This window comes from Bombella sp. ESL0378, from assembly GCF_009725845.1.
GTDB classification, from domain to species: Bacteria; Pseudomonadota; Alphaproteobacteria; order Acetobacterales; family Acetobacteraceae; genus Bombella; species Bombella pollinis.
The window spans coordinates 64465-90374 of sequence record NZ_WNIF01000007.1 but is presented as its reverse complement, the minus strand read 5'-3'; the positions used below and the strand labels follow the sequence as shown (position 1 = coordinate 90374).

The following is a 25910-nucleotide window of genomic DNA, read 5'->3' as shown; positions in this document are numbered from 1 at the left end:
CCTGCTAAGACGGGGGCATGACACATCCCACCGCCAAACAGCCTGACCCTAAAGCACGCGAGGCCAGCCTCTCTCTCATGCGGCGATTATGGCGGGAGGATATTGCTCATAATAAACTCCAGCTTTTAGCGGTGTTGGTGTTGACCCTTGCTATGGCCTTGCTGACAGCGGCTTATCCGCTCGTCATCAAAAAGGCGATTGACATGTTCACCGCGCATGATCGCCGTATTCTCTACCAAATCCCTCTTTTGGTGGTGGTGGTTACGGGGGCGAAGGCTCTTGCTCAATATGGGCAGAATGTATGTGTGCAAACATTAGTGTTGCAGATTGTGCGGCGGTTGCAGGAGCGGATGTTTACCCATGTTCTGGGGGCCGATATTGCACAGATAGAGCAAGACGCCCCCGCCCGTTGGGCAGCACGTTTTACAACAGATGCTTTGGCCATGCGGGAAGCCTTAACACGCTCGGTCAATGCGTTGGGGGATGTGGTGACCATCATCGGGCTTGTTGCCTCGATGATTTGGACGGATTGGGAGTTGAGCGTTATCGCTGTTATCCTCTATCCGCTGGCGATTATCCCAGTGCAGAAATTAGGCCGGCGCGTGCGGCGTGCCTCTGGGGGGATGCAAGAGCAAGTGGGGGATGCTGCTGCCCTTTTGACAGAGAGCCTCTCTCTGGCGCGGCAAATCCGTATTTATCGGATGGAGGGGCATGAGCATCGCCGTATCGGCAAAGCCTTGGACCGGCTGCATGATACATTCCTGCATATTGCGTGTTATCGGGCGCGTCTGGACCCGATGTTGGAGGTTATTGGCGGGGTGGCGATTGCCTTCGTGCTGGGTTTTGCGGGCTGGCGTGCGGCTATGGGTGGGGCCAGTTTGGGCGATTTTACAGCCTTTATCGCGGCGTTATTCGCTGCGTCTCGTCCTTTGCGGGCGTTAGGGTCGCTCAATACCTCCATGCAGGAGGGATTAGCGGGGTTAGGGCGTATTTTTGCCGTGTTAGATGAGCCTATCAAGATAAGCGATGCCCCCCATGCGCGTATGTTACCAGAGGGGCCGGGGCATCTCATTTTTAAAGATGTAGCCTATCGTTATGCTGATGGTCATTACGGGGTGCAGCATATCACGTTAGAGATTCAACCGGGTCAAAGCGTAGCTCTTGTAGGGCCAAGCGGGGCGGGGAAGTCCACCATGTTGGCCCTTATCCCGCGGTTATTTGATGTCACAGAAGGGGCTATCACCCTAGAGGGTGTGGATATACGCGGCTTAACTTTGGCTAGCTTGCGGGACCATGTGGCCTATGTCAGCCAAGAGACATCCTTATTTGATATGAGTGTGCGGGAGAACATCTATATCGGCCGCCCGTCTGCTACAAAAGCGGAGCTTGATGCGCTTTGCCAAATAGACGCGTTGGATTTTGTGCACCAGCTTCCCCAAGGGTTAGAGACGGTCATCGGCCCCGGTGGGTTGAGGCTCTCTGGTGGGCAGCGGCAACGTATCATGCTGGCACGGGCTTTGCTGCGTAATCCGCGCTTGCTTTTGCTGGACGAAGCCACAAGCGCGCTGGATTCCGAGAATGAGGCCCGCGTGCAACACGCTTTAGCTCAGCTTCGGCAGGGGCGCACAACGGTGATGGTGGCTCATCGTCTCTCTACCGTGCAAACGGCGGATCTTATCGTGGTGATGGACCAAGGCCGCATCATAGAGCAGGGAACACATACCCAGCTTATGGCTCAAGCCGGACTTTATGCTCGGCTTGTGAAGGCTCAAATGTTAGAAGATGCCTGATAAAGGGCAAGTACATCGGGTAAGAGACGCTCATAAACCTCTTTTTTAAAGCCCAAATTATACTGGCCGCCTAGAATATCCTGTGGGGGCACCCATCGCCATGTGGTGAACTCGACCTCATCAAATGTATCAAGCTTGATGTCGCTGTCTTGCCCGGTAAAGCGGAATAGGAACCATTGCTGCTTTTGCCCCCGATATTGCCCGCCAAGGGCTTTACCGATGAGATGGTCGGGAAGGTCGTAGAGGAGCCAACCATCCCGTTTGCCAAGCATAACGGCCTTATTCGTGCCGATTTCCTCTTTCATTTCGCGCCAAACGGCTGTCTCGGGGCTTTCCCCTTCATCAATCCCCCCTTGGGGGAATTGCCAAATCCCCTCCGCAAGGTCAGCGCGGCGGCCCATAAAAATCTCGCCCTTATCGTTAAAAAGGATAATGCCGACATTAGGCCGATAAGCGAGGGCGTCTCTGTTAATCATGATGCTCTTTCCCCGGTTTGGCAGCGTCATTTTTAGCCGTTGATGTGGCCTCATGCGCTTGAGCAGGCACTTGCGGGTGGGCTAGCAAGCTAGCCTCATGGGCGGCATCGGCCCCGCCAGCCATCGCATTGAGGAGATGTAGGGCTTGCTGAAGCTGGAAGTCCGTCTCCGGTTTTGTGGGGTCAAAACTCGGCCATTTTGCGGGGGGCAGTCGTTCGACTGTCTTCGCAAGGGCGGGGAGGTCCGTACGGGGGGTCTCTTTGGGTAATTTGCCATCTGTGTTGGTGATGGTATGGGCGAGGTCTGCCTCATGGAAGGTGAATAGCGTATCATCATCCCGGCTGGCTAAAACGGGGATATCTGGCGTAATGCCCAACCCCTGAATCGAGCGGCCAGAGGGTGTGTAATAACGCGCTGTTGTCAGGCGGATGGCCCCTTGGTCGGCAATAGGGATGATGGTTTGGACGGAGCCCTTCCCAAAGGTGCGCTCCCCCATGATCATCCCACGATGATGGTCTTTTAACGCCCCAGAGACAATCTCACTGGCTGAGGCTGAGCCTGCATTGGTGAGGACGATAATCGGCAAGCCGTGGGTAATATCTTTACCCACACCATCCCAATGCTGGTTCCCCTCTGGATGGCGGCCACGGATGGAGACAATCTCCCCATCTTTCACAAAATCGCGGGAGACGGCAATAGCTTGGTCGAGCTTCCCACCGGGGTCGGAGCGGAGGTCTAAAATCAGCCCGCTTAGTGTTTTACCGGGTGTTTTAGCAACGGATTGTACGAGCTTTACATAGGCTTTATGGAGCTCTTTTTCCGCATCATCATCAAACTCACTCAAGCGGATATAGCCCACGCGCCCATAAAGAGCAGAGCGGACAATCTGGACATGAATAATCTCTCGCTTAAGGGTGATGGTCTGCACTTTGCCCGTTTTGGGGCGCAAGATGGTGAGGATAATTTGTGTCCCCGGTTTACCGCGCATCTTGCGGACGGCTTGGTCTAAAGTGAGGTCGGCAATGCTTTTATTATCCACCATGGTGATAACATCGCCTGATTGAATCCCCGCCCGTGCTGCAGGTGTATCATCAATGGGGGAGACAACGCGTACATGCCCCGCATCCCCTTGGACTTGCAAGCCGAGGCCGCCAAATTGACCGGACATCTCATCCTGCATGTCTTTAAGCTGCTGTGCATCCATGTAGGAGGAGTGAGGGTCGAGGTTGCTAATCATCCCATCAATGGCATTGCGGATGAGCTTCTTATTCGGCAAAGGGGTGACATATTCGGAATGAGCAATATCCATCACCGTGCCGAGTAAGGTCAGCATACGGACTGTCTCAGCATTGTTGGAATCGCTGTTACTCGCGGCGTTGGAGGCGTCTTTATGGGCACTATCTTCCGCCCATGCAGGGGGAAGTAGGGCTGGACGGCTGGCAAGAAACACGCCAGAGGCAACACCTATTGTCGAACAGGCAAGACCTAGCATAAGGCCAGCACGGAAGTTCATGGTCGGTCTATTCCTTTTAAGTCGTAACGTAACCATCATGTTGGGACGTCGCAGTGTAAGGGTGCTACGCCCGAAGAGAGTGTTAATAACCTTACAGTGTTTTGCGTTATGGTGAAACTCCCAAGAGGGGCTTCCGTTACAGGAGGGTTACCGTCTTTAGAAAAACGCTGCTGGGTTGATGAGCTTCGTCCCATGGCGGAGTTGGACAAATAACAAAGGATGTTGTGTAGGCATATGCCCAATAAGCGCACCTTGCTGTACGGCCTGCCCTGTATGGAGGGCGATTGTCCCTAACCCTGCGAGGACAAGCCGTTGTTTTTGCCCACAATCTAAAATCACCATCGGTCCAAAGGAGCGGAACGCCCCTGTAAAGAGCATCTGCCCTGTGCAGGGGGCTATAACTGGGGCAGAGGGGGCAGTTTGATAGGTTAAGCCTGTTGCAGGGCCAGCCTCGGTTGGTTGGGCCCATTGGGTGACGATGCGGCCTTGAACAGGGGCATGAGCGGCCCCGTGCTGCAAGCCTTTACCGGGGTTGGATAGGGTGCGGGTTTGTTCATCCACCATTTGTTCTTCATGATGTTGATGCAGCTTATGGAAATGCTGTTTCTCCGCTTTTAAACGGCGGCGTGTGTTGGCCTCTTGTTGGGCTAATTTTGTGATGATGGCTGTAAGGGCCTCCGTACTTTGGCGTGCTTGTGTGAGGAGGGCTTGTTGGCGCAGGAGAGCTTGTTGGGCTTGCTCTGAAAGTTTTTCAGCATGTTGGGTGCGATTTTCTGCCAGAGTTTGGCGGGTTTGGAGGCGGCCTTCCTGCACGGCCATGGTGCGGCTTTGGGTGGTTAATGTTTTTTGTTGGTCATGAAGTTGCGCTTCTTGTTGGAGGGCATGGGTCATGGCCTCTTGGTTTTGCTGTTGACGCAGCGTGAGAAGCGCGAAAGGGAGGGCGGGGTTATCTGCTGGGCCATCTGTAGGCATAAGCAAAGCGAGTTCGGGCGTTGTATCAAGCTGTCGTAATGCGGGCAGGCGTGTGGCTTCATCGGCTAAAATGGCATGTTCTTGGGCTTGGATATGCGTCTCTCCCGATGTGAGTTGAGCCAGCTGTTGCGAGAGGGCTGCTAAACGAGCCTCCACACGGGCATGTTGATGGGCTAGGAGAGCTTGTTTTTGGCGGAGTTGGGCCAGTTGATGGGCTGTTAAATGCGCTTGGGTTTCGGCTTTGCGGGTATTGTCCTCCTCTTGTTGGAGGAGGCGTGCCTTACGGGCAAGAAGCTGCTGCAAAGCTTGGCGTTTAGTTTGTATCGCGCTGGTGGAGGCCCGCACTGCCTTGGAGGCGGCTGCATGGAAGGGACAGCACATTATGATTGCCGCGAAGCCAACCAGCCAGAAACGGGAGATGTATTTTAAGAGCATAGCTCTGCGGAGTTTATCATAGGGCTTGTAAAAGTAAGAATGCGTTATGACATCATGCCGGTGATTGTGGAGCAGATAGCCCTAATCTGGCGGAGGCGGGCTGGTCTGTCCAGAGTATGGGGGAATGAGATTATGAAAGAGCATAACAAGACTTCGGCTCATCATTGTGGTTGTGGCCCGTTAAGTGAGGCGCAGAAGCATATTTTGCATGAGCGCGGCACCGAGCCTCCCGGCTCCAGCCCGTTGAATGATGAAAAACGCCCCGGACATTATGAATGTGCCGCCTGTGGGGCTCGGCTATTTAACGCGAACACAAAATATGAGAGCGGCTCTGGTTGGCCCTCCTTCTTCCACGCAGAACCTGGTGCCGTGGGGGAACGAAGCGATTCTAGCCTAGGGATGCAGCGGGTCGAGATTTATTGCACGGGCTGTCATGGTCATCTCGGCCATGTTTTTCCCGATGGCCCCCAACCAACGGGATTACGTTATTGCACAAACGGCTTAGCCCTACATTTTGTGTCAGAATAGGAAGGAGAAGTCTTGAGGTATTACTTATGAGGCAAGTGGTCGTAGTCATAAACAACACCATCAGAATGTAGGACTTCATCGTGATTATAGTAACTTTTTAAGGTGTCTTCTTTTATTTTGTAACCGAGCATTTCTAAGATGAGGAATTTCGTCATAATAGAGGAATATTGTCCGCGTGAGTTTCTCATAGCTTCAGCTTGTTGGCAGTAATGATCGGTGTTCGACTTTATATAAAAAGGTATTTTATATTGGTCCTTACCGCCATATTGTACACCATGCCCTTCAGCTCCTTGATTCACAATTTCCCCGTGGTCAGATATATAGAGTAGAGTGTAGTCTTTTAATTTTGCATCAGCTAGCTGTACGATCTGATGAAGGATGCGGTCGGTTCTATGAAGAGATTGATCGTAAGGATCGGCTTTGGGTAGAGCCTCAATATCTTCCTTTGAGACATAGTCACTATAATTTTGGTGACTCCCCATAATATGAATAATAAAGAAGTTATATGGATTTGATGTAGAAAATTGTTTTGTTATTACAGGGATTAGAGTTTCATCATGCCAATTTACATGATACTCTTTGGCACGATAGTCTGCGCGTACGAGAAAGTTACTATATTCTGATATGTAGCCAAATGTTCGTGCATATTCTCCCATACCTTCTTGGGATGAGATCCAAGAGGTTTGGTAACCGTGGTCGCGAGCAAGCTCGATAAGATTTTTCTCATCATATAGATTTTGCTGTTTATTGGGTTCGTAAAAAGACAAAAGCATGGGGACAGAAAGACGCGTTACATTCGCTCCGGAATGTGCATTGAGTATTGCACAGAGATGTCCCTCGTCTAACAAGGTTTTCATGTACGGTGTCGTAGGATGGGGCGTATAGCCATAGGTACTATGACGATTGGCAAAAGCAGATTCTCCAATAACGAGAATAATGTTTTTTTCTTTCTGAGGAAGGTCCCCGGTAATTGCAGAATTGCTTTTAAGATGTGGGACAACAGGTTTGTTGTCGTTATTAAAAAAGATAGTCGCTATATAAATCATATCTCCGGGGACACCCGGTAAGAAACGCCGTAGAAAATGCCCCCGTTCGCCTAAATTGCTACGTTGTCTCTCTGGTGCTACGTAGTTCCCTTGAACCCAGACAGTATGTGCCGTCCAGATTACAATAAGGGCACTAATAAAAAAGGGGAATATTCTAAAACGAGCACATTTATAGGTTATAAATATTGAGAGGAGAAAGAAACCAACGAGAATTATAGGAAGGATAATACCATTAGACGCAAGCATAGAGAGGGCCTCATGCTTATTAGTACCACCAATTGCTTGGAGCATGGTTGGTGTAATAGATTCATATTTAACGGATAAATAAAATTCAAACAGTGAGAATGACAATATAAATGGTACAAATAAAACAGCAATGATTTTAGGAGAATTCATCAATAAATACAGAAAAAATAAAGCCCCTATTACAATTTTTAAATTAATGTAGACATCTCCCCTTTCAAAGTGGATAAGATATATATTTAGGCGAATAAAAAGAATAAAAATAACAAATGAGAGAATAGCGTACTTATTGTTCTTTAAAATGGAATACATAATGGCCTCTACGAAGAATTACGCTCAGGAGATAGACGTTTTTTCGGGTCACGGGAAGAGTTTTTTAATTTAATAGAGAAAATTATTTTAAATGTAAGTTCTCCAAGGAAAAAACTATTAATCCCGCTCCACATGATAATGGCGGGAGAGTTCACGCTCAATCTCGAGAGCATGTTCTGTATCCCGGGCTTCAATCATCACAACGAGCTCCGCTGTCTGCACAGAAGGAGCAGCAAAGAGGCGATGGTGGGAGACCTCAATGATGTTGCCGCCATAGCTGCCAATCTTCTCGGAGATAGCGGCAAGGAGGCCGGGACGGTCGGGGATTTGGAAGATAAGCCGCAGGATGCGCCCTTCCCGCAGGAGGGAGCGGAGGATGACATGGGCAAGAATACGGGCATTGATGTTCCCACCAGAGATGGGGAAGCCGACCCGTTTGCCTTTAAAGAGGTCATGATGGGCTAAAATCGCAGCGAGGGGAGCCGCGCCAGCCCCTTCGCCCACTTGGCGGGCTTTTTCGGCAAGGGTGGTGATGGCCCCTTCTACTTGGAGCTCATTAACAACAAATACGCCATCAATATGTTTGCCGATGACATCCAAACAATGGTTGCCCGGCTGCACAACAGCGATCCCTTCTGCAATGGTCGGGCCACCGGGGACAGAGCGCAGCGGGGCAGGGTAGGCCCCAAGGGGGGAATATCCCTCTACCTGTACGCCATAAAGCTTGGTGTTGGGGCTGAGTTGCTTGAGTACGGTGACAAAGCCTGCCATGAGGCCACCACCACCAATAGGCACGACAATAGCATCAAGCGGAGGGGCGTCCTCAATCATCTCCAAAGCGCAGGTGCCTTGCCCTGCGATGACGGCAGGGTCATTGAAGGGATGGACGAGCGTTTGGCCTTCTTCGTGGCGAATTTTTTCTGCCGTTTGTACGGCTTCATCAAAATTATCACCGGCTAATACAACGCGTGCGCCCCAACTTTTTGTGGCGGCGACTTTTGTGGCAGGGGTGAAGCGCGGCATCACAATGGTTGCTTGGATGCCAAGCAAGCTGGCTTGCCGCCCCACACCCTGAGCATGATTACCTGCCGAGACGGTGATAACCCCGTGCTTGCGCTCTTCCTTGGTGAGGAGGGCCATGCGGTTTGCGGCCCCGCGCTCTTTAAAGGAGCCAATGGCTTGGAGGTTCTCTAGCTTGATAATAATCTCTGCTTCTGTCAGCCGGGAGAGTGCCACATTGCTAATGGTGGGGGTACGAGCAATGGTGCTGGCAATGCGCTTTTGGGCGTCTTGGACGTCAGTAAAGCTGAGGCTGGGATGAGAAGCAGGGTCCGGCATTATTTATACGTCACTTTCAAAACTTCGTAAGTGCGGTCACCCCCCGGTGCGGGGACGGAGACGCTCTCCCCAACTTCCTTCCCAATGAGGGCTTTGGCAAGGGGGGAGGAGATAGAAATACGGTTCTGCTTAATGTCAGCTTCGTGAGCACCGACAATTTGATAGGTTTTTTCTTGGTCGGTTTCCTCATCCACAAGCTCTACTGTGGCACCGAACTGGATGCGGTCACCAGAGAGGGTGGATGGGTCGATCACTTCTGCGGTGGAGATGAGGCTCTCTAGCTCCAACACCCGGCCTTCGATAAAGGATTGACGCTCGCGCGCGGCATGATACTCGGCATTTTCGGAGAGGTCGCCATGAGAGCGAGCCTCAGCAATGGCACGAATGACAGCGGGGCGTTCTTCAGATTTTAATTGGCGTAATTCATCCTCAAGGCGTTTTAATCCTTGGGCGGTCATAGGGCTTTTCTGCACGGAGGGTATCCTCACATTAGGGTCAATTTACAATGAATGGCACACCGCCCCTTCCATCACGCGGGAGGAAAGGGGCGGTGTACGCTGTAAGAGGTAGGATAAACAGCAGGGCGGGCGTGCTGCAAGCCTTCTCTTGCGATTAAAAGCTGCTATGGAAGTAAGATTGCAGCGGGGCTACATCAGCTTCCTTCTGTTTTAGGACGGAAATAGCATAGGTTGCTGCTCGCGCCCCCGCGATGGTGGTGTAGTGGGGGATGTTCATCGTCAAAGCCGAGCGGCGGATGTCGAAGCTATCGCGCACGGATTGCCCACCTTGTGCGGTATTGATGACCATCTGCACCTCGTTAGAGTGGATGGCATCCACACAATGAGGGCGGCCCTCCAACACTTTATTAACCTGTGTAACGGGGATACCAGCCTCTTTTAAGCGGTCTGCCGTGCCGCGTGTGGCAAGGATGGTAAAGCCCATCTCCACCAATTTACGCGCAAGCGGCTGCACATGGGCTTTATCACTCTCCCGTACGGAGAGGAACACCGCCCCCTCCCGTGGGAGATTTACCCCAGCGGCAAGCTGTGCTTTAGCAAAGGCCATCTCGAAGTTAGCATCCAGCCCCATGACCTCCCCCGTAGAGCGCATCTCTGGCCCAAGGATGGTATCAACCCCAGAGAAGCGGCTGAAGGGGAACACAGCTTCTTTCACCGCAACATGCGGGGCGACGGAGCGGCCCTCAAGCGGGAAGTCGGCTAATTTTGCCCCAGCCATGATGCGCGCACCAATCTTAGCGACAGGCACACCTGTGGCCTTAGCCACGAAGGGCACGGTACGGGAGGCGCGCGGATTGACCTCTAGCACAAAGACTTCATCATCCTTGATGGCGAATTGCACATTCATCAGCCCACGGATGCCGAGCTCGCGCGCCATGGCTTCAGTTTGTTCTCGCAACTCGGTGACGAGAGCGGGGGAGAGGGTATAGGGCGGCAATGAGCAGGCAGAATCACCGGAATGAATCCCGGCTTCCTCAATATGCTCCATCACCCCGGCGACATAAACATCTTGCCCATCGGCAATGCAGTCCACATCAGCTTCGATGGCGTCATTGAGGTAATGGTCTAACAGGACGGGCCCCGTAGCGACCTCCTCGCCCGCAGCGCGTAGCACGGTGTTGAGATAATGGGAGAGGCCTGCCTTGTCATAAACAATCTCCATCGCACGGCCACCTAATACATAAGATGGACGCGCCACGACGGGATAGCCGACCTCCTCAGCAATCTTCAAAGCTTCATCAGGATTGCGGGCGATGCCGTTGCGCGGCTGGCGTAGGCCCAGCTTGCGGAGCATAGCTTGGAAGCGTTCCCGGTCCTCGGCCCGGTCAATCGCATCTGCGGGAGTACCGAGGAGGGTGATGCCGGCTTTCTCCAACGCGCGGGAGAGTTTAAGGGGGGTCTGCCCCCCATATTGCACGATGCAGCCCAGAACGGTGCCGTTCGTCATTTCCGTTTTTACAAGGCTGATGACATCTTCAGCCGTCAGTGGCTCGAAATAGAGGCGGTCGGACGTATCGTAATCGGTGGAGACAGTCTCCGGGTTGCAGTTGACCATGATGGTCTCAAAGCCAGCTTCCCGCAGGGCGTAAGCGGCATGGACGCAGCAATAGTCGAACTCAATACCCTGCCCAATACGGTTGGGGCCACCACCGAGGATGACAATCTTCTTTTTGTCAGTTGGGCGGCTTTCGCATTCTGGCGTGCCGAAGCCGCCTTCATAGGTGGAGTATAGATAAGGCGTGTCGGAGGAGAACTCCGCCGCGCAGGTGTCAATCCGCCGATAAACGGGCAACACGCCGAGCTTGCTGCGCAGGGCGGTAACATCCTCTACGCTTTTGCCGCTGAGGCGTGCAAGTTGCCGGTCGGAGAAGCCTTGCGCTTTGACCTGCCGTAGGGCGATGGCCTCTTGTGGCAAGCCGTTTGCTTCGATGTCACGTTCCGTTGCGATGATGGCCTCTAGCTGGCGGAGGAACCATGGCTCAAAATGGCACGCCTTTTGAATATCCTCTAACGAAAGCCCAGCCCGGAAGGCCTGCGCTGCCATGAGGATGCGCTCCGGCCGCGGCTCGGAGAGAGCAGCGCGGTAAGCATCTGGAGAGCCATCACCGGGGGCTTCCACAGGGTCGAGACCTGTTAGGCCTGTCTCCATAGAGCGCAGACCTTTTTGGAGGGATTCTGCAAAGCTACGGCCCACAGCCATGGCTTCCCCAACGGACTTCATAGAGGTGGAGAGTAGGGCTGGCGTGCTGGGGAACTTCTCGAAGGTGAAGCGCGGAATCTTCGTGACGACATAATCGATGGTCGGCTCGAAGCTGGCGGGGATGGTGCCGGTGATGTCGTTTGTTAACTCATCAAGCGTATAGCCAACGGCAAGTTTGGCTGCGATTTTAGCAATCGGGAAGCCGGTGGCTTTAGAAGCCAGAGCAGAGGAGCGCGATACACGGGGGTTCATCTCAATGACGACCATGCGGCCATCTTTCGGGTTCACGCCGAACTGCACATTAGAGCCACCCGTCTCCACCCCAATGGCCCGCAAGCAGGCGATGGAGACATCACGCATGCGTTGATATTCTTTATCCGTCAGCGTCATAGCTGGGGCAACGGTGATGGAATCCCCCGTATGGACGCCCATCGGGTCGATATTCTCGATGGAGCAGACGATGATGCAGTTATCGGCTACGTCACGGACGACCTCCATCTCATATTCTTTCCACCCGATGACGGATTCTTCAATCAGTACCTCAGTGGTAGGGGAGGCGTCCAAACCGCTCGCGACAATTTGGGAGAATTCCTCACGATTATAGGCAATCCCGCCGCCAGAGCCGCCCATGGTGAAGGAGGGGCGAATGATGGCCGGTAAGCCGATATGCTCCAGAGCCGTACGAGCCTCATCCAGCGTGTGGGCAATGGCACTGCGGGGGCTTTCCACCCCGATAGCATCCATGGCCTCACGGAATTTTAGGCGGTCCTCAGCACGGTCAATCACATCAGCCCGCGCACCAATCAGCTCCACCTTATGCTTGGTAAGGAAGCCGGATTTATCCAACGCCATCGCCGCATTGAGGGCCGTTTGGCCGCCCATAGTGGGGAGGATGGCATCGGGCTTTTCTTTGAGGATGATGCGCTCAACAAACTCTGGCGTGATGGGCTCGATGTAAGTCGCATCGGCCAAGCCGGGGTCGGTCATGATGGTGGCGGGGTTGGAGTTTAGCAGGATGACGCGATAGCCTTCCTCCTTGAGGGCCTTACAGGCCTGCGCGCCGGAATAGTCGAACTCACAAGCCTGCCCGATGACAATCGGACCAGCACCAATGATGAGGATGGAGCGGATATCTGTGCGTTTGGGCATGGTTCAGGCTCCTGCCTTGCTGGTTGTGCGGGCTGCGGCGCGGCGGTCCATCACAGCGACAAACCGCTCAAAGAGGTAAAAACTATCAGTCGGGCCGGGGCTGGCCTCTGGGTGATATTGGACGGAGAAGGCTTCCTTCACAGTGGAGGCTAGCCCTTCATTAGAGCCATCAAACAAGCTGACATGCGTCACCTTCACTGTATCGGGTAGGGATTTCTCATCCACAGCGAAGCCGTGATTCTGGCTGGTGATTTCTACCCGGCCTGTTGTGAGGTCCTTAACTGGTTGATTAGCCCCACGATGGCCACGCTCTAGCTTATAAGTCGTCCCGCCCAAAGCACGGGCGAGGAGCTGATGGCCTAAGCAAATCCCAAAGACAGGAATATCAGCTTCCATCACCGCTTGGATGGCCGGGACAGCATAAACAGCCGTAGCGGCGGGGTCTGCCGGACCATTGGAGAGAAAGACGCCTTCAGGTTTTAAGGCCAGGATTTCCTCACCCGTGGCCGTGCCGGGGAGGACATGCACCTCACAACCAGCGGCCACGAGGCTGCGGAGGATGTTATCCTTCGCGCCGTAATCCAGAGCCACGACACGGCGTTTTACGGCGCGTTCTGGCCGGGTATTGTGCCATGTGGTTTTCGTCCAGCTGCGTGCGGGTTGGGCGACTTCCTTTACAAGGTCCATCCCCTCCAAGCCGGGCCATTCTGCGGCTTTTTTGCGGAGAGAGGTGAGGTCAAATTGGCCATCTTTTGGGTAAAAGAGCAGGGCATTTTGTGGCCCCTTATCCCGCAATAGCCGTGTAATACCGCGTGTATCGACCCCACTAATGCCAGCGCGCTTATGGGCTTTTAACCACTCTTGTAACGCTTGAGTGGACCGCCAATTTGCCGGAGCGGTAACATCTTCCTTTACCACAAGGCCGAGGGCTGCCATGGTAGGAGCTTCATCATCATCCCCATTCGTGCCGACATTACCAATATGAGGGAAGGTGAAGGTGATGATTTGACCGGCAAAGGAGGGGTCCGTCAATGTTTCTTGATACCCCGTCATCCCAGTGGAGAAGCAGAGTTCCCCCACGGCACCCTCATTAAAAGCCCCAAAGCCACGGCCCCAGAAATGGGAGCCATCTGCTAGTACGAGGACGGCTGTTGCCCCTTTTGGAGGTGTATCATCAGTCGGATGGGTCATGGCGGATGTCTCCTCGGAGGTCTCATTTAGGTCGGCTAGGGTGATCCCCGGCACATGGAGCAGGGCAGGCCAATGCTTGGTGGGTACCATACCAGCTTGCCGCCATTTGCGCACGGCCTCGGTCGTGACACCTGTAAGCTGGGCAATTTCAGCCGCACCGCCCGCTTTTGTGATGAGTGAATCGATGTTCATGCGTTGATACTCCGGCACATGCCTTGTGCGTTATGACATTATCATAAGCGAGTTGGAGCGTAATGGGAAGTTTTTTCCCATTGCGGAGATGAGGAGGTGGCGATTGTGATATTGGGAAGTTTTTTCCCGTATGTAGCTCTAAGCCTTTCAAAATGGCTCTTATCGACAGGAGAGAGCGAGACTGATACCAGTTAACACCCCTTTTGGGTGATTAGAAATTCATAATTAAGAGAGGACCATCATGACACTTCGTACCCGTATCATGGATGATCTCAAAGCCGCGATGAAGGCTGGCCAGTCTGAGCGTGTGGCGCAGATTCGGGCCATTTCTGCCAAGATTAAGGACCTCGATGTTGCTGCTCGTGCCAAAAGCGGCGAGGTGAGCGAGGATGATATTCTTCTGGCGTTGCGCTCTATGATTAAGACACGCACGGAGTCCGCAGCGATGTATCATCAGGGCAACCGCCCAGAACTTGCCGCAAAGGAGGAAGCCGAAATTGAGACGATTCGCTCTTACCTCCCTGCTGAATTGTCAGAAGATGCCCTCAAAGCTGCGATTGTTGAGGCCGTGAAGGCAACAGATGCTCAAAGCATGAAGGATATGGGCAAGGTTATGGGCGTGTTGAAAAGCCGTTTCGGCGCGGCTTTGGATGCGGGCCGGGCCAGCGGCCTTGTTAAGGCCCATTTAGGCTGAGAACTTTGCCCTTTATAGGCATTTTTACATCCCCGTCCGTTCATAGCGGGCGGGGGTGTGTTTATCAGTGGTAGGAGTGGGACGCTTCGTTGTTTTTATGGGCCCGGACGCATGCCAGAACCCCGCTGACAGAGAGTAGGAAGGCCGCCGCCTCCCACAGGGTGGGCAGGCGTTGCTCCCATAAGAAGCCATAGATGAGCGAGAATAATGTCTCAAAAAGAATCATCTGCCCTACCATGGTGAGGGGGAGCAGATGGGTCATGCGGTTCCAGAACGCATTGGCAATGGTGGAGGAGAACAATCCTACACCGCAGGAAATGAGGAAGAAGCGCACCCAACCTGTTGTCGGTAAATGAGCAGGCCAGAAGAAGGCCGCAGGCAGAAGGATGAGGAGCGAGAGTGCCCCAGCGACCACGCCGGTCAGTAAGTTCCATTCATCACTCGTAATATGCTCAAGTTTTTTCAGCCAGTCGGAATTAATGACATTAAACAGCGTCCAACCTAGCAGGGAGCCAATAGCCATGAGCAAGCCGACAGCTTGAAGGAGGGGGCCGGTATGATGCAAGGCGGAGCCGATGAAGAAGTTCTGCCATGAGATGCAGAGGATGCCCGCCGTGCTGAGCAGGATGGAGGGGATAAGCTGGCGGAGTGTGACTACAGCATTATGGCGGCAGATACCGGCTAATGTTACCGTTACAGGGATAAAGCCGATGATGAGAGAGGGCATTGCCACGCCACTAAGCTGAATGGCGACACCCATCATGCTGTAATAGCCTACGCTGCCGAGTATCGCGAGCAGCACAAGAGCCCGAAATGCCGCCCCGTTAATGTGAGGGAGCAGCTTACCCAGCCGTGGGAGCAGGATGAGCAGGGAGACGATCCCGAAGGTTAGATAACGTAATGTTGCCAGTTGGAAGGGCGTGAAGGGAGCGACAAGCTCCGGGGCAAGGAAGGTAATACCCCAGAAGGCTCCTGCCATGGCACCATAGGCGGTGCCAATGAGAATGGACCGTGTCATGCAGGCTCGTTGTTATGTTGTTAATATGTGAGTTGGGCCTGTGTTGTCGTAACGGGTCTTCTGCGTCAAGAGGGGTGGTGTGATTTACCCATGTTTAGCAGGGCCATGGGCACGCACGCAGGAGATGACCCCACTAATGGCCAGAATAATGGCACAGCCCTCCAACAAGGTGGGGAAACGCTGCTCCCAGAGGAAGCCGTAAAAGAGGGAAAAGAGTGTCTCAAAAAGGATCATCTGCCCTACCATGGTGAGGGGCAGCAAGCGTGTCATATTGTTCCAAAACGCATTGGCGACAATGGAGGCCAATAAGCCCATCCCACACGCAATGAGGAAGAAACGCCCCCAGCCTGCCACTGGCAGATGATGGGGCAGAAGGAAGGCAAGTGGGAGCATCAGCAACGCTAGCCCGCCAGTGACGAGACCGGTGAGGAGGTTCCAATCATTATGGGAGAGCGGGGCAATGCGTTTGAGCCAATTAGCGTTTTTAACAACAAAGCCTGTCCAGCTTAGCAATGCCGCTGTTGCCATAAGCAACCCGCCAAGCTGAAGCCATAAACTATTATGATGCTGAGGAGAGGCGTTATGGAAGTTCTGCCACGCAATGCAGATAATCCCCCCCGCACTGAGCAGCATAGAGGGGATAAGCTGGCGAATATGCAAGGCGGAATCCGCTCGCAAGGCCCCTACGACTGTAACTGTTACAGGGATGAAGCCGACAATAAGGGACGGCATCGCCACCCCGCAAAGCTGCACGGCTGTGCTGAGCAGGCTATAATAAATGATATTGCCCATCAGGCTAAGGCCCAGCAGCCCGAGCCACTCCGCTTTGCCAAGATGGGGGAGGAGCGTCTTTAAGCGTGGGGCCAGCAAGAACAGGGCAATCACCCCATATGTGACAAACCGCACCGAGGCGAGTTGGAGCGGAGCAAAGGGGCCAATAAGTTCTGGCGCGAGGAGGGAGAGGCCCCATAAGGCCCCTGCTGCTGCACCGCATGCAATACCGCTGATTGTGGAACGTGTCATAAAAGGCCCGCTCTTTGCTTTGGAAGAACTGAAAAGATGCCTTTGTGTGTTGAGGCTCTGGCGGCTTTCGTCAAGGGGGAATCGGGAGGTATCTTCCCTTTTAAGGGGGGGGATGTCAGAGTAGTGCTATGGCTTTAGATACTGCATTTTTGGATGAGCTGCGCCAGCGTACATCCCTTACGTCACTTTTTAGCCGGCGGAATAAGCTTGTCCGCTCTGGGCGGAACTGGAAGGCATGCTGCCCTTTTCATGGTGAGAAAACGCCATCCCTATATATTTATGACGACCATTATCATTGCTTTGGCTGTGGCGCACATGGCGATGCGATAACTTATGTCATGCAAAGTGAGGGGGCTAATTTTCGTGAGGCGGTAGAACGTCTCGCAGGAGAGGCGGGGATGGATATCCCCGCTGATGACCCCCAACAGGTGGAAAAAGCCCGCGTCAGGCAAACGCTTTATGATGTGATGGAGGCTGTACAAGCCATTTATCGCCGCAGACTTTACCAGCCAGAAGGACGATCTGGGCTTGATTATCTACAAAAACGGGGGTTAAGCGCGGAGACGCTGGAGCGTTTTGGCCTTGGCTGGTCTGGTGATGGGCGGTCTCTTCTCAATGCGTTAGCCGCGCAGAATATCACAGCAGAGACGCTGGTGCAGGTCGGGCTTATGCGGGTGGATGAGGCAGGGCGTCCTAAGGGAGAATTATTCTTTAACCGTGTGATGTTCCCCATTCGGGACCAGAAGGGGCGCATCATCTCCTTTGGGGGGCGTGTGCTGGGGGATGGGCAACCTAAATATCTGAATGGGCCGGAGACGGATATTTTCTCCAAAAGGCGGACGCTTTTTAACATCGACCAAGCCCGCCAAGCCATTCATAAAGGGGCTAAGGCCGTTGTGGTGGAAGGCTATATGGATGTCATCGCGATGGCACAGGCTGGCTTTGGGGGGGCCGTAGCTCCCTTAGGCACAGCCTTGGGAGAGGAGCAGATGGAACTCCTCTGGCGGATGACCGATGGGCCTATCATCTGTTTTGATGGTGATGGTGCAGGCCAACGTGCCGCCTTGCGTTCTTGCGAGGTGGCCTTACCTTTGCTCAAAATAGGGCGAACAGTGCGCTTTTGCCGCTTAGATGGGGGGGATGACCCGGACTCCCTCATTCAGCGCGAGGGCGTAAAGGGGATGGAAGCGCGTCTCGCCCAAGCCCGCCCTATGGAGGAGGAATTGTTCAGCCTGCTTACGGCGCAGGAGAGCAACCCCACGCCAGAACGCCGCGCCGCTTTGCGGGAGAAGCTATATGCACTCGCGCGGATGATCCCTGATAAATTGCTCGCTGGTGAATATCGTAGCACCTTTAGCGAGATGTTTTTTGCACGCTATCGCCGCGTTAGAGGCGGGCGTGGCGGGTATGGGCAGCGTAGTACGGAGTATACATCTGTCGTCCCCATAGCAGGGGAGCGGCAGGTCGAGGAAGGCAGTAAAGAGCGGTTAAACTTGCTAACACTCCTTCTTTTACGCTATCCAGAGATATTACCGGGGGTTGATAAAGATTATAATACCCTTTCCCTCCCCGCGCCTTTGGCAGATATCCGCACAGCCTTGCTTAGTTGGATGGATGAATGGACAGGCCCTCTTACAGCGGAGGCGTGTCAGCAATGGATGGATGAGCATGGGTTAAAAGAGACTATTACGCAGTTGCAAAACAGCCCTATGCCCCGGCAGATTAAGGTAGAGGAGGGTGAAGACCATTTGCAAATGGCCATGACGCTATGGTGGCATTTTTATGCTTTGGAGACTCTGAAATCCTTACAAGAGAATGTAGAGGAGGAGGTCCGCAAAACCGTGGAGTTTTTGTTGAGCGCACCTGCCGACTCGGACGAAGCGACCCAACGGGCCCGTTTTGCGGCTATGAAAGCCCGGCAGGCTGTCCTTTTTGCTTTGCGCCGAGGGGAAAAACCTGTCTTAGAGGGTGATACCTAGTGCAGTTTATATGGTAGAAGACCCAAAAATGGCTGAATAGAACAAGGAATTGTAAGTTTCTCGTGTTCAGTCCTTGACTTGGGGAGCAGGATTAACCAATTCCATGCTGCCCCATTACTGGCTTTACGAGTAAAGTTGACGGAGAGACGCATGGCCATCAAATCAGCCTCTGGATCAGACCGGAATGCACCAGAGCAAGATAGCTCTCCGCTTGATGTGCAGTCTGTCGCTGTTAAGAAGCTGATTGCTAAAGGGCGCGCTGGCGGGCACATCACATTTGATGAACTTAATGCTGTCCTCCCACAGGATAAGATGTCCTCTGAGCAGATTGAGGACATTATGGCCGCATTCTCCGAGATGGGGATTCAGGTCGTTGAGAGTGCGGATAAGGATGAAGATGGCAATAGCGAGGAAGGCGACAGCTCTGCCTCTGAAGATTCGGCAGAAGATGAAAATGCGGGTGGTAATATTGATGCCGTAGCAGCAAGCCGTACCGATGACCCCGTGCGGATGTATCTGCGCGAGATGGGAGCTGTGGAGCTGCTTTCCCGCGAGGGGGAAATTGCCATTGCCAAGCGCATTGAGGCTGGGCGTGGGGAAATGATAGGCGGTTTATGCCGTAGCCCGCTGACCTTCCAATCTATTTTAGGGTGGTATGAACAGCTAAAGAATGAAACGCTGCCTCTGCGTGAGGTGATTGACCTTGAGGCCAGCCAAAGCGACCCCGAATCTCCCGAAGATATGGAGGATCTCGCCTCTGAGGAGGACGATGATGATTCCGAGGATGACGCTGAGGATGGCGAAGGCGAGGGTAATGGCGGTGAGGGCAGCGGCCTCTCTCTCTCTGCGCTAGAGGAGAAGCTGCGCCCAGATATTATGTTGATGTTTGAGGCTTTTGAGCCGCTATATCAAAAGCTGGTCAAGATGCAGAGCCAACGTCTCGCTGCTCTGATGGAGGGGCGTGAGGCTTCGGCTACGGATGAGAAGAAATATAACAAGCTACGGACAGAGCTTGTCGCCCTTGTGGAGCGGATGCATCTGCATAATAACCGTATTGAGGAGCTAGTTCAGTCCCTTAAAGCTCATGTGCAGAAGCTGAACACTGTTGAGGGGCGGATGCTGCGTTTAGCAGAGAGTTGTAAAATCCCGCGTGAGGATTTTATGAATCATTATCGTCATCATGAGTTGGCCCCGGATTGGATAGAGAGCATCTGCCAGCTGACCGGTAAGGGATGGAAGACTCTGACCGGCAAGCATCTCTCAACACTTGAGAAAATGCGTGGAGAGGTCGCTGCTCTCTCTAAAGAAACAGGGTTGCCTGTTGGTGAGTTCCGCCTTGTGTATCAGACCATTTCGCGTGGGGAGCGTGATTCCACCCGCGCGAAGAAGGAGATGATTGAGGCTAATCTGCGTTTGGTGATTTCGATTGCCAAGAAATATACAAATCGCGGGTTGCAGTTCTTGGATTTGATTCAGGAAGGCAATATCGGGCTGATGAAGGCGGTTGATAAGTTTGAATATCGCCGTGGTTATAAGTTCTCCACCTATGCCACATGGTGGATTCGGCAGGCGATTACACGCTCTATTGCTGACCAAGCCAAGACCATCCGCATCCCTGTCCATATGATTGAGACGATCAACAAGTTGGTGCGGACATCACGGCAGATGCTCCATGAGATTGGCCGTGAGCCTGCCCCGGAGGAGTTAGCCGAGAAGCTTGGCATGCCGCTGGAGAAGGTGCGGAAGGTCCTCAAGATCGCTAAAGAGCCGATTTCTCTTGAGACCCCCATTGGGGATGAGGAAGATAGCCATCTCGGTGATTTTATTGAGGATAAAACAGCCGTTATCCCGCTAGATGCAGCGATTCAAACAAACTTGCGGGAGGCCACAACGCGCGTTCTGGCATCTTTGACCCCGCGTGAGGAACGTGTGCTGCGTATGCGCTTCGGTATTGGTATGAACACCGACCATACGTTGGAGGAAGTCGGCCAGCAGTTCAACGTGACGCGCGAGCGTATCCGCCAAATTGAGGCGAAAGCTTTGCGTAAGTTGAAGCACCCAAGCCGTAGCCGTAAGCTACGTTCCTTCTTGGATGATTAAGTCGTCACTTGCTTTTAAGCGGTTTTTATGGTCTAAGGCCGCTTTCCCTGCCGTGCGCTATGGCGGCGCAACGGCTATACCCGGCATTGCCCTATAGGGGTGGTGTGTTCAGGCCAGCACTGGGTTGGTCCGGGTTGACCTTATCCGAAGGGAGTTTTCATGCCACTTTATGAGACCGTGTTGATTGCACGTAATGATGTCTCTCAGGCTCAGGTTGAAGCCTTGGTCGAGACCATCTCAACACTTCTTGGCGAGCATGGCGGCACAATCCGCAAGCGCGAGTTCTGGGGCCTGCGGACCCTGGCTTATCGTATCAAGAAGAACCGTAAGGGCCATTACGTCCTGCTGGGGATTGAAGCCCCGGTCGAGGCGATGAATGAGCTGACACGTCAAATGGGCCTGAACGAGGATGTTCTCCGCCTGATGACGCTGCGTGTGGATGAGATTGACGAGACGCCGTCTCCGATTCTGTCCCGCAAGGATGATCGCGGTGGTGAGCGTGGGGCCCGTGGGGGTTCCCGCAGCGGTGGCCGTTATGAGAGTGGCCGTGGCGGCCGCCGTCAGAACGAGTCTTCCGAGGCGCGTGATCACGTGGATGAAGCGGAGTAAGAGAGCATGTCAGAAACAAACACGACACAGGCCGTTAACCCTGCGACACGCCGTTTGGCTGTGGGGGCACGCCGTCCTTTCTATCGCCGCCGTAAATCCTGCCCGTTCTCCGGGGCGAATGCACCGAAGATCGATTATAAGGATGTACGCTTGCTGAGCCGCTTCCTTTCCGAGCGTGGCAAGATTGTCCCCAGCCGCATCACGGCAGTGTCGGCTAAAAAGCAGCGTGAACTGGCGCAGGCGATTAAGCGCGCCCGCTTCCTCGCTCTGCTCCCCTATGTTGTAAACTGAGGAGCGCGACATGTCCCAGACATCATTGATTCTGCTTCAACGTGTGGAAAATCTTGGCCAGATGGGCGATGTCGTCCATGTGAAGCCGGGTTATGCGCGTAACTTCCTGTTGCCTAAGGGTAAGGCTCTGCGTGCAACAGAGGCTAACCGTGCGCGTTTTGAGACAGAGCGCGCTCAGCTGGAAGCTCAGAACATCCGTAAGCGTGAGGAGGCCGAGCGTCTTTCCGAGCGTATGCACGGCTTGAGCGTGACGTTGATCCGTCAGGCAGGTGATAGTGGCAGCCTTTATGGCTCTGTTACCCCGCGTGATATTGCAGCCGCTGCTACAGCAGCTGGTTTGACGGTGTCCCGTCAGCAAGTTGTGTTGGATGAGCCCATTAAGGTGCTTGGCCTGGTAGAGGCACGCATTATCCTTCATCCAGAAGTGTCCATTCAGGTGACTGTTAATGTGGCACGCTCTGAGGAGGAAGCTGAGCGTCAGGCACGCGGTGAGGTTATCGGTCAGGAAGAAGAAGAGGATAACATCCTTGGTGAGCTTCATGCCGAGCAAGCCGCTGAAGAAGCTGCCGCTGAGGCCGCCGAAGCTGCTGCTAAAGCCGCTCAGGGTGAAGTGGCAGAGGGCACAGGTCACGAGGGCTAATAGGCTTTCGGCTCTTTTAAGAGACCTTATAGAAACCCGGCAGAGTTCATTCTGCCGGGTTTTTTTAGTGCGCGGGGATGATAAGGGGGGCTTGTTATCTCCCCATATTGTGCAAATATTAGCATCTAGAGGTGGCCATTAGGTCCCTACAAAATAAACCTATTTTGAGCCATGTTGGGATGGAATAGCGCGATGAAGTCGGTTCTTGATGCCTTACTAAAGCGGTTCATCTATTTTGGGAGCTTAACCGTCACTTACAGTGATGGAACACAACGCTATTATCCCGGTGAAAAGCCCGGGCGTAAGTCGGCTATTCGCATCCTCTCATCAGCGGCGGAGCGCGCTCTTGCTTTAAAACCGGCCCTAGCCTTTGGGGAAGAATATATGAATGGGACGGTTGTCCCTGATGGTTGTTCCCTAGAGGATGTGATGTGGACGCTCATGCCGAATATTGAGCGTGGCGGGCTATTGAGTGAGGATATTAGTGGTAAATTGCGGTATGTTAGCCGCGTTTTGCGCCCTCTTAATTCGCTAAAACGCTCTCGTACAAATGTGGCGCATCATTATGATTTGAATGGCAGCTTATATGAGCTGTTTTTGGATAAAGACCGGCAATATTCCTGCGCTTATTTTGAGCATGATGATATGCCGCTAGATGACGCACAAATTGCTAAGAAGCGTCATATCGCCGCAAAATTGAAGCTCGATCATGCCGGGCTGGAGGTCTTAGATATTGGCTGCGGTTGGGGTGGGATGGCCCTCACGCTTGCGCGTGATTACGGTGTGAAGGTAACGGGCATTACCCTCTCAGTTGAGCAACTGCAAGTAGCGCGGCAACGGGCGAAAGAGGAAGGGCTAGAGGGCTTGGTCTCTTTCGAGTTGCTGGATTATCGGACGCTGAATAGGCAGTTTGATCGTATCGTCTCCGTGGGGATGTTCGAGCATGTGGGGGTACGGCAGTACGAGAGCTTCTTCAACCATATCAAGCGGTTATTACGACCAGAAGGTGTTGCGGTTATTCATTCCATCGGGCGGATGGATGGGCCGGGTATGACCAATCCGTGGATTACGAAATATATCTTCCCCGGTGGTTATTCTCCCGCTTTAAGCGAGACGCTTGCCGCGTTGGAGCAGACAGGCTTGTGGCTGACAGATTGTGAGGTCTGGCGGTTGCATTATGCGAAAACACTCGCTCATTGGCGTGTGCGCTTCGAGACGAATAAGGACAAGGTGCGAGCCTTATATGATGAGCGTTTTGTGCGGATGTTCGAGCTTTATTTGCTTGCCAGTGAGCTTGCTTTCCGCATTCAGGGCCATATGAATTTTCAACTTCAAATCACACGGGATATTGAAGCCGTGCCTCTTACGCGGGATTATATGTTTGTAGCCGAGCAAGCCCAGCGAGCAAAGGACGAGGCTTAAGCGCGTACCCTCCGTTTAGGAGGGGCCTTGTTGCTGGCGTAAATGGCAATGGGCGAGTGTGTCAAACTCGGCAATGGTGAGGGTTTCGGCCCGGCGTGTTGGGTCGATGCCTGCTTCTTCTAGCAAGATGCTCCCTTTGATGGGTTTGAGAGCCGCCCGTAGCATTTTGCGCCGTTGGCCGAAGGCGGCAGCCGTTATTTGCTCCATGGCTTTAAAGAGGGCGGGTGCGGGCTGCTCAGCATGGGGGATGATGAGGGCCACAGCAGAATGAACCTTTGGCGGAGGGGAGAAGGCCCCCGGCGGCAATGTCAGCGCGATGGAACATTCTGCGCACCATTGGGCGAGTACGGCTAACCGCCCATAAGCGGCACTGCCCGGCGCGGCGCAAATGCGCTCTGCGACCTCTTTTTGGAACATCAAGACCATGCGTGACCATTGCGCGGCTTGGCGTAGCCAATTTACTAAAAGGGGTGTGGCGACATTATAGGGTAAGTTAGCGATAATTTGCCGTGGTGCGGGGGTAAGCTGGGTAGCATCTAGCTTTAGGGCATCTTGCCGGACAATATGTAGCTGCTCAGGATAATGGGCCTGTAGTTCCTCAAGGAGAGGCCAAGCGCGGCGGTCAATCTCTACAGCATGAACACTTTGTGCGTTGGAGTCTAGCAACGCACGGGTCAGCCCACCGGGGCCGGGGCCTACCTCTATAACATGCGTTTTGACGAGGTTACCCCCCAAAGCCGCAATACGCATACAAAGGGTCGGGTCGAGCAAAAAATGTTGCCCTAGCGATTTAAGAGCATCCAACCCATGATGGCGGATGCTCTCGCGTAAGGAAGGGAGCGCGGTTGGTACTGCCATCAAGGAGCGAGGACAGTTTTAGCCGCCGGGCGGATTTTGATGATAGCTGTCCGGCGTAATGCGCGTTGGAGCTGCTGGGAGGCTTGCTCAACACGCTCATTCATCAACTGGTCCGCAATTTGACCAGGAGTTTGCTGGGCAAGGTTGCGTTGCTCGCGAGAGCAGACCATGAGCAAAGCAATGCCATCTGGGGCGACAAGAGGGTGGGATGAATGGCCCGTGGCGATTTTATTAACAACAGCCTTCATTTGGGGGGCGAGACGCTCCTCAACTTGTAAACCCGGATTGCTAGGGCGGCTATTGCCCAATGAGGTGTTGAGAGCCTCCATCTCCTCGCATGTTTTGATGGTCTGTGATTCATGAATCGCTTTCTGCAAAGCGAGTTTTTGTTGGTCCGTGGGGTTGGAGGGGTCTAGCTGAGTGCTGAAGGGGAAGAAGGCCTGCCGCATATTGAGGATTGTGCCCATTTGCTTACCAATCGTCCGGCGGTCCAGAACAGTCACAATCTCATAGCCCCCCGGTACTTTAATAGGGTTAGAGATAGCATTCTCCGGCATTTTTTGAACGATAGGGAGGACTTCTGGCTCGATATTATCTTCCTGCATCCAACCGCGAGAGCCGCCTTGTAGGGCGGATTGGTCTTGGGAGAACTGCGCCGCTACAATCGCAAACGGAGCCCCATTACGCAGTTGATTGATGATAGTTTGGGTAAAGGCCAGCTCTGTAGCGTCATGGCGAGGGTCATTCACAGGGACGAAGATCTCGCTGATGAGATATTGCGGTCGTCCAGCCTCGCGTTGCAGAGCTTCTTCACGCTGGGTGATTTGCAGTGGTGTAACGCGGCTGCGTGTCCCGAGCTCCTCACGCAGTACTTGCATCCAGCCAATTTGGACGCGGATTTGGTCGATTAAGGTTGTAAGAGATACGCCATCAGCTTTAAGCCGGTTGCGAAGGGCGTTTTCTGGCATGCCATTGCGCGTCTCGATGGTGCGGATGGCTTCGGCAATTTGCTCCGGTTCGACATTGATATGTCGGCGGAGGATTTCCTGCATTTTCAGCCGCTCGTTAATGAGCTGCTGGATGAGCTGCCCACGTAGACGCTCCATAACTTCTGCATTAGGGGTCAGACCGGTGGAGATGACAAAAAGCCGAGCGCGGTCTTCAACATCGCGTTGGGTGAGGATTTGCCCATTCACGATGATAATAATCTGGTCTTCCGTAGCGGGGGTATTTGCTGCTTTTCCATGTTCATGAGGGGTGGCGGCTGGGATATGCGATTTCGCCATTGCCTGCCCTCCGACCATAAGGGCGGTGCATGTTGTTAGGGAAAATAGTGCAACGCGCGAGAGACGAGAGTAAAAAGCCATAACCAG

The 25910-nt window shown here is 53.5% G+C and carries 21 protein-coding genes; 9 read left to right on the top strand and 12 right to left on the bottom strand.

From position 1 onward, the window contains the following. Positions 1-17: 17 nt before the first annotated feature. The gene (locus tag GM556_RS05620; RefSeq protein WP_230873304.1) at positions 18-1790 is read left to right on the top strand and encodes an ABC transporter ATP-binding protein; all 1773 of its coding nucleotides are present in this window, start codon (positions 18-20) and stop codon (positions 1788-1790) included. Here GM556_RS05620 and GM556_RS05615 read toward each other — a convergent pair. The 3 genes from GM556_RS05615 to GM556_RS05605 form a co-directional block, all read right to left on the bottom strand. Continuing rightward, positions 1769-2266, bottom strand: coding sequence for an RNA pyrophosphohydrolase (locus GM556_RS05615; protein WP_155579536.1), 498 nt, complete (start codon positions 2264-2266; stop codon positions 1769-1771). The two genes, GM556_RS05620 and GM556_RS05615, sit on opposite strands and share 22 nt — an antisense overlap. Beyond that, on the bottom strand, positions 2259-3779 hold the full coding sequence (locus GM556_RS05610) for a S41 family peptidase (RefSeq protein WP_155579535.1): 1521 nt from the start codon (positions 3777-3779) through the stop codon (positions 2259-2261). Before GM556_RS05610 ends, GM556_RS05615 begins: the two co-directional genes overlap by 8 nt. Positions 3780-3935: 156 nt before the next feature. Beyond that, positions 3936-5186 (bottom strand): murein hydrolase activator EnvC, encoded by a 1251-nt coding sequence (locus GM556_RS05605; RefSeq protein WP_155579534.1) that lies wholly within the window; start codon positions 5184-5186, stop codon positions 3936-3938. A 132-nt stretch (positions 5187-5318) separates the two neighbouring features. On the opposite strand from GM556_RS05605, the gene msrB reads away from it, so the two are divergent. Continuing rightward, a complete protein-coding gene (msrB, locus tag GM556_RS05600; RefSeq protein ID WP_155579599.1) occupies positions 5319-5714 on the top strand; it encodes a peptide-methionine (R)-S-oxide reductase MsrB in 396 nt (131 codons plus the stop codon). A gap of 20 nt (positions 5715-5734) precedes the next feature. Here the strand turns inward: msrB and GM556_RS05595 are convergent, their stop codons facing one another. The 5 genes from GM556_RS05595 to carA all read right to left on the bottom strand — a co-directional run bounded on the left by GM556_RS05595 (position 5735) and on the right by carA (position 13903). After that, positions 5735-7315: a sulfatase-like hydrolase/transferase gene (locus GM556_RS05595; RefSeq protein ID WP_155579533.1), complete on the bottom strand. Its 1581-nt coding sequence runs from the start codon at positions 7313-7315 to the stop codon at positions 5735-5737. Between the two features lie 117 nt (positions 7316-7432). After that, complete coding sequence (locus tag GM556_RS05590) at positions 7433-8653, bottom strand: threonine ammonia-lyase (RefSeq protein WP_155579532.1); 1221 nt, start codon at positions 8651-8653, stop codon at positions 7433-7435. Further along, entirely contained in the window at positions 8653-9126 is a 474-nt protein-coding gene (gene greA, locus GM556_RS05585; RefSeq protein WP_099026795.1) for a transcription elongation factor GreA, read from the bottom strand. The genes GM556_RS05590 and greA overlap by 1 nt, the downstream gene beginning before the upstream one ends. A gap of 139 nt (positions 9127-9265) precedes the next feature. Beyond that, positions 9266-12520: a carbamoyl-phosphate synthase large subunit gene (gene carB, locus GM556_RS05580; protein ID WP_155579531.1), complete on the bottom strand. Its 3255-nt coding sequence runs from the start codon at positions 12518-12520 to the stop codon at positions 9266-9268. A 3-nt stretch (positions 12521-12523) separates the two neighbouring features. Further along, positions 12524-13903, bottom strand: a complete 1380-nt coding sequence (carA, locus tag GM556_RS05575) for a glutamine-hydrolyzing carbamoyl-phosphate synthase small subunit (RefSeq protein WP_155579530.1) — start codon at positions 13901-13903, stop codon at positions 12524-12526. A 241-nt stretch (positions 13904-14144) separates the two neighbouring features. On the opposite strand from carA, the gene GM556_RS05570 reads away from it, so the two are divergent. Continuing rightward, positions 14145-14597 (top strand): GatB/YqeY domain-containing protein, encoded by a 453-nt coding sequence (locus tag GM556_RS05570; protein ID WP_099026792.1) that lies wholly within the window; start codon positions 14145-14147, stop codon positions 14595-14597. A 64-nt stretch (positions 14598-14661) separates the two neighbouring features. Here the strand turns inward: GM556_RS05570 and GM556_RS05565 are convergent, their stop codons facing one another. Continuing rightward, on the bottom strand, positions 14662-15615 hold the full coding sequence (locus tag GM556_RS05565) for a DMT family transporter (RefSeq protein WP_155573607.1): 954 nt from the start codon (positions 15613-15615) through the stop codon (positions 14662-14664). A gap of 84 nt (positions 15616-15699) precedes the next feature. Next, positions 15700-16638, bottom strand: coding sequence for a DMT family transporter (locus GM556_RS05560; RefSeq protein ID WP_155579529.1), 939 nt, complete (start codon positions 16636-16638; stop codon positions 15700-15702). Positions 16639-16766: 128 nt separating this feature from the next. Between GM556_RS05560 and dnaG the strand changes: the two genes are divergently transcribed. The 6 genes from dnaG (at position 16767) to GM556_RS05530 (ending at position 23679) form a co-directional block, all read left to right on the top strand. Continuing rightward, entirely contained in the window at positions 16767-18617 is a 1851-nt protein-coding gene (dnaG, locus tag GM556_RS05555; RefSeq protein WP_155579528.1) for a DNA primase, read from the top strand. Positions 18618-18767: 150 nt separating this feature from the next. Beyond that, positions 18768-20717, top strand: a complete 1950-nt coding sequence (rpoD, locus tag GM556_RS05550) for an RNA polymerase sigma factor RpoD (protein WP_155579527.1) — start codon at positions 18768-18770, stop codon at positions 20715-20717. Positions 20718-20876: 159 nt separating this feature from the next. Further along, the gene (rpsF, locus tag GM556_RS05545) at positions 20877-21326 is read left to right on the top strand and encodes a 30S ribosomal protein S6 (protein WP_155579526.1); all 450 of its coding nucleotides are present in this window, start codon (positions 20877-20879) and stop codon (positions 21324-21326) included. Between the two features lie 6 nt (positions 21327-21332). Next, positions 21333-21617, top strand: a complete 285-nt coding sequence (gene rpsR, locus GM556_RS05540) for a 30S ribosomal protein S18 (protein WP_155573602.1) — start codon at positions 21333-21335, stop codon at positions 21615-21617. A gap of 10 nt (positions 21618-21627) precedes the next feature. Further along, positions 21628-22257: a 50S ribosomal protein L9 gene (gene rplI / locus GM556_RS05535; RefSeq protein WP_099026785.1), complete on the top strand. Its 630-nt coding sequence runs from the start codon at positions 21628-21630 to the stop codon at positions 22255-22257. A 192-nt stretch (positions 22258-22449) separates the two neighbouring features. Then, positions 22450-23679, top strand: a complete 1230-nt coding sequence (locus GM556_RS05530; protein ID WP_155579525.1) for a cyclopropane-fatty-acyl-phospholipid synthase family protein — start codon at positions 22450-22452, stop codon at positions 23677-23679. 15 nt (positions 23680-23694) lie between these two features. Here the strand turns inward: GM556_RS05530 and rsmA are convergent, their stop codons facing one another. Further along, positions 23695-24537: a 16S rRNA (adenine(1518)-N(6)/adenine(1519)-N(6))-dimethyltransferase RsmA gene (gene rsmA, locus GM556_RS05525; protein WP_155579524.1), complete on the bottom strand. Its 843-nt coding sequence runs from the start codon at positions 24535-24537 to the stop codon at positions 23695-23697. After that, entirely contained in the window at positions 24537-25904 is a 1368-nt protein-coding gene (locus GM556_RS05520) for a peptidylprolyl isomerase (RefSeq protein ID WP_370513596.1), read from the bottom strand. The genes rsmA and GM556_RS05520 overlap by 1 nt, the downstream gene beginning before the upstream one ends. Between the last annotated feature and the right edge of the window lie 6 nt (positions 25905-25910).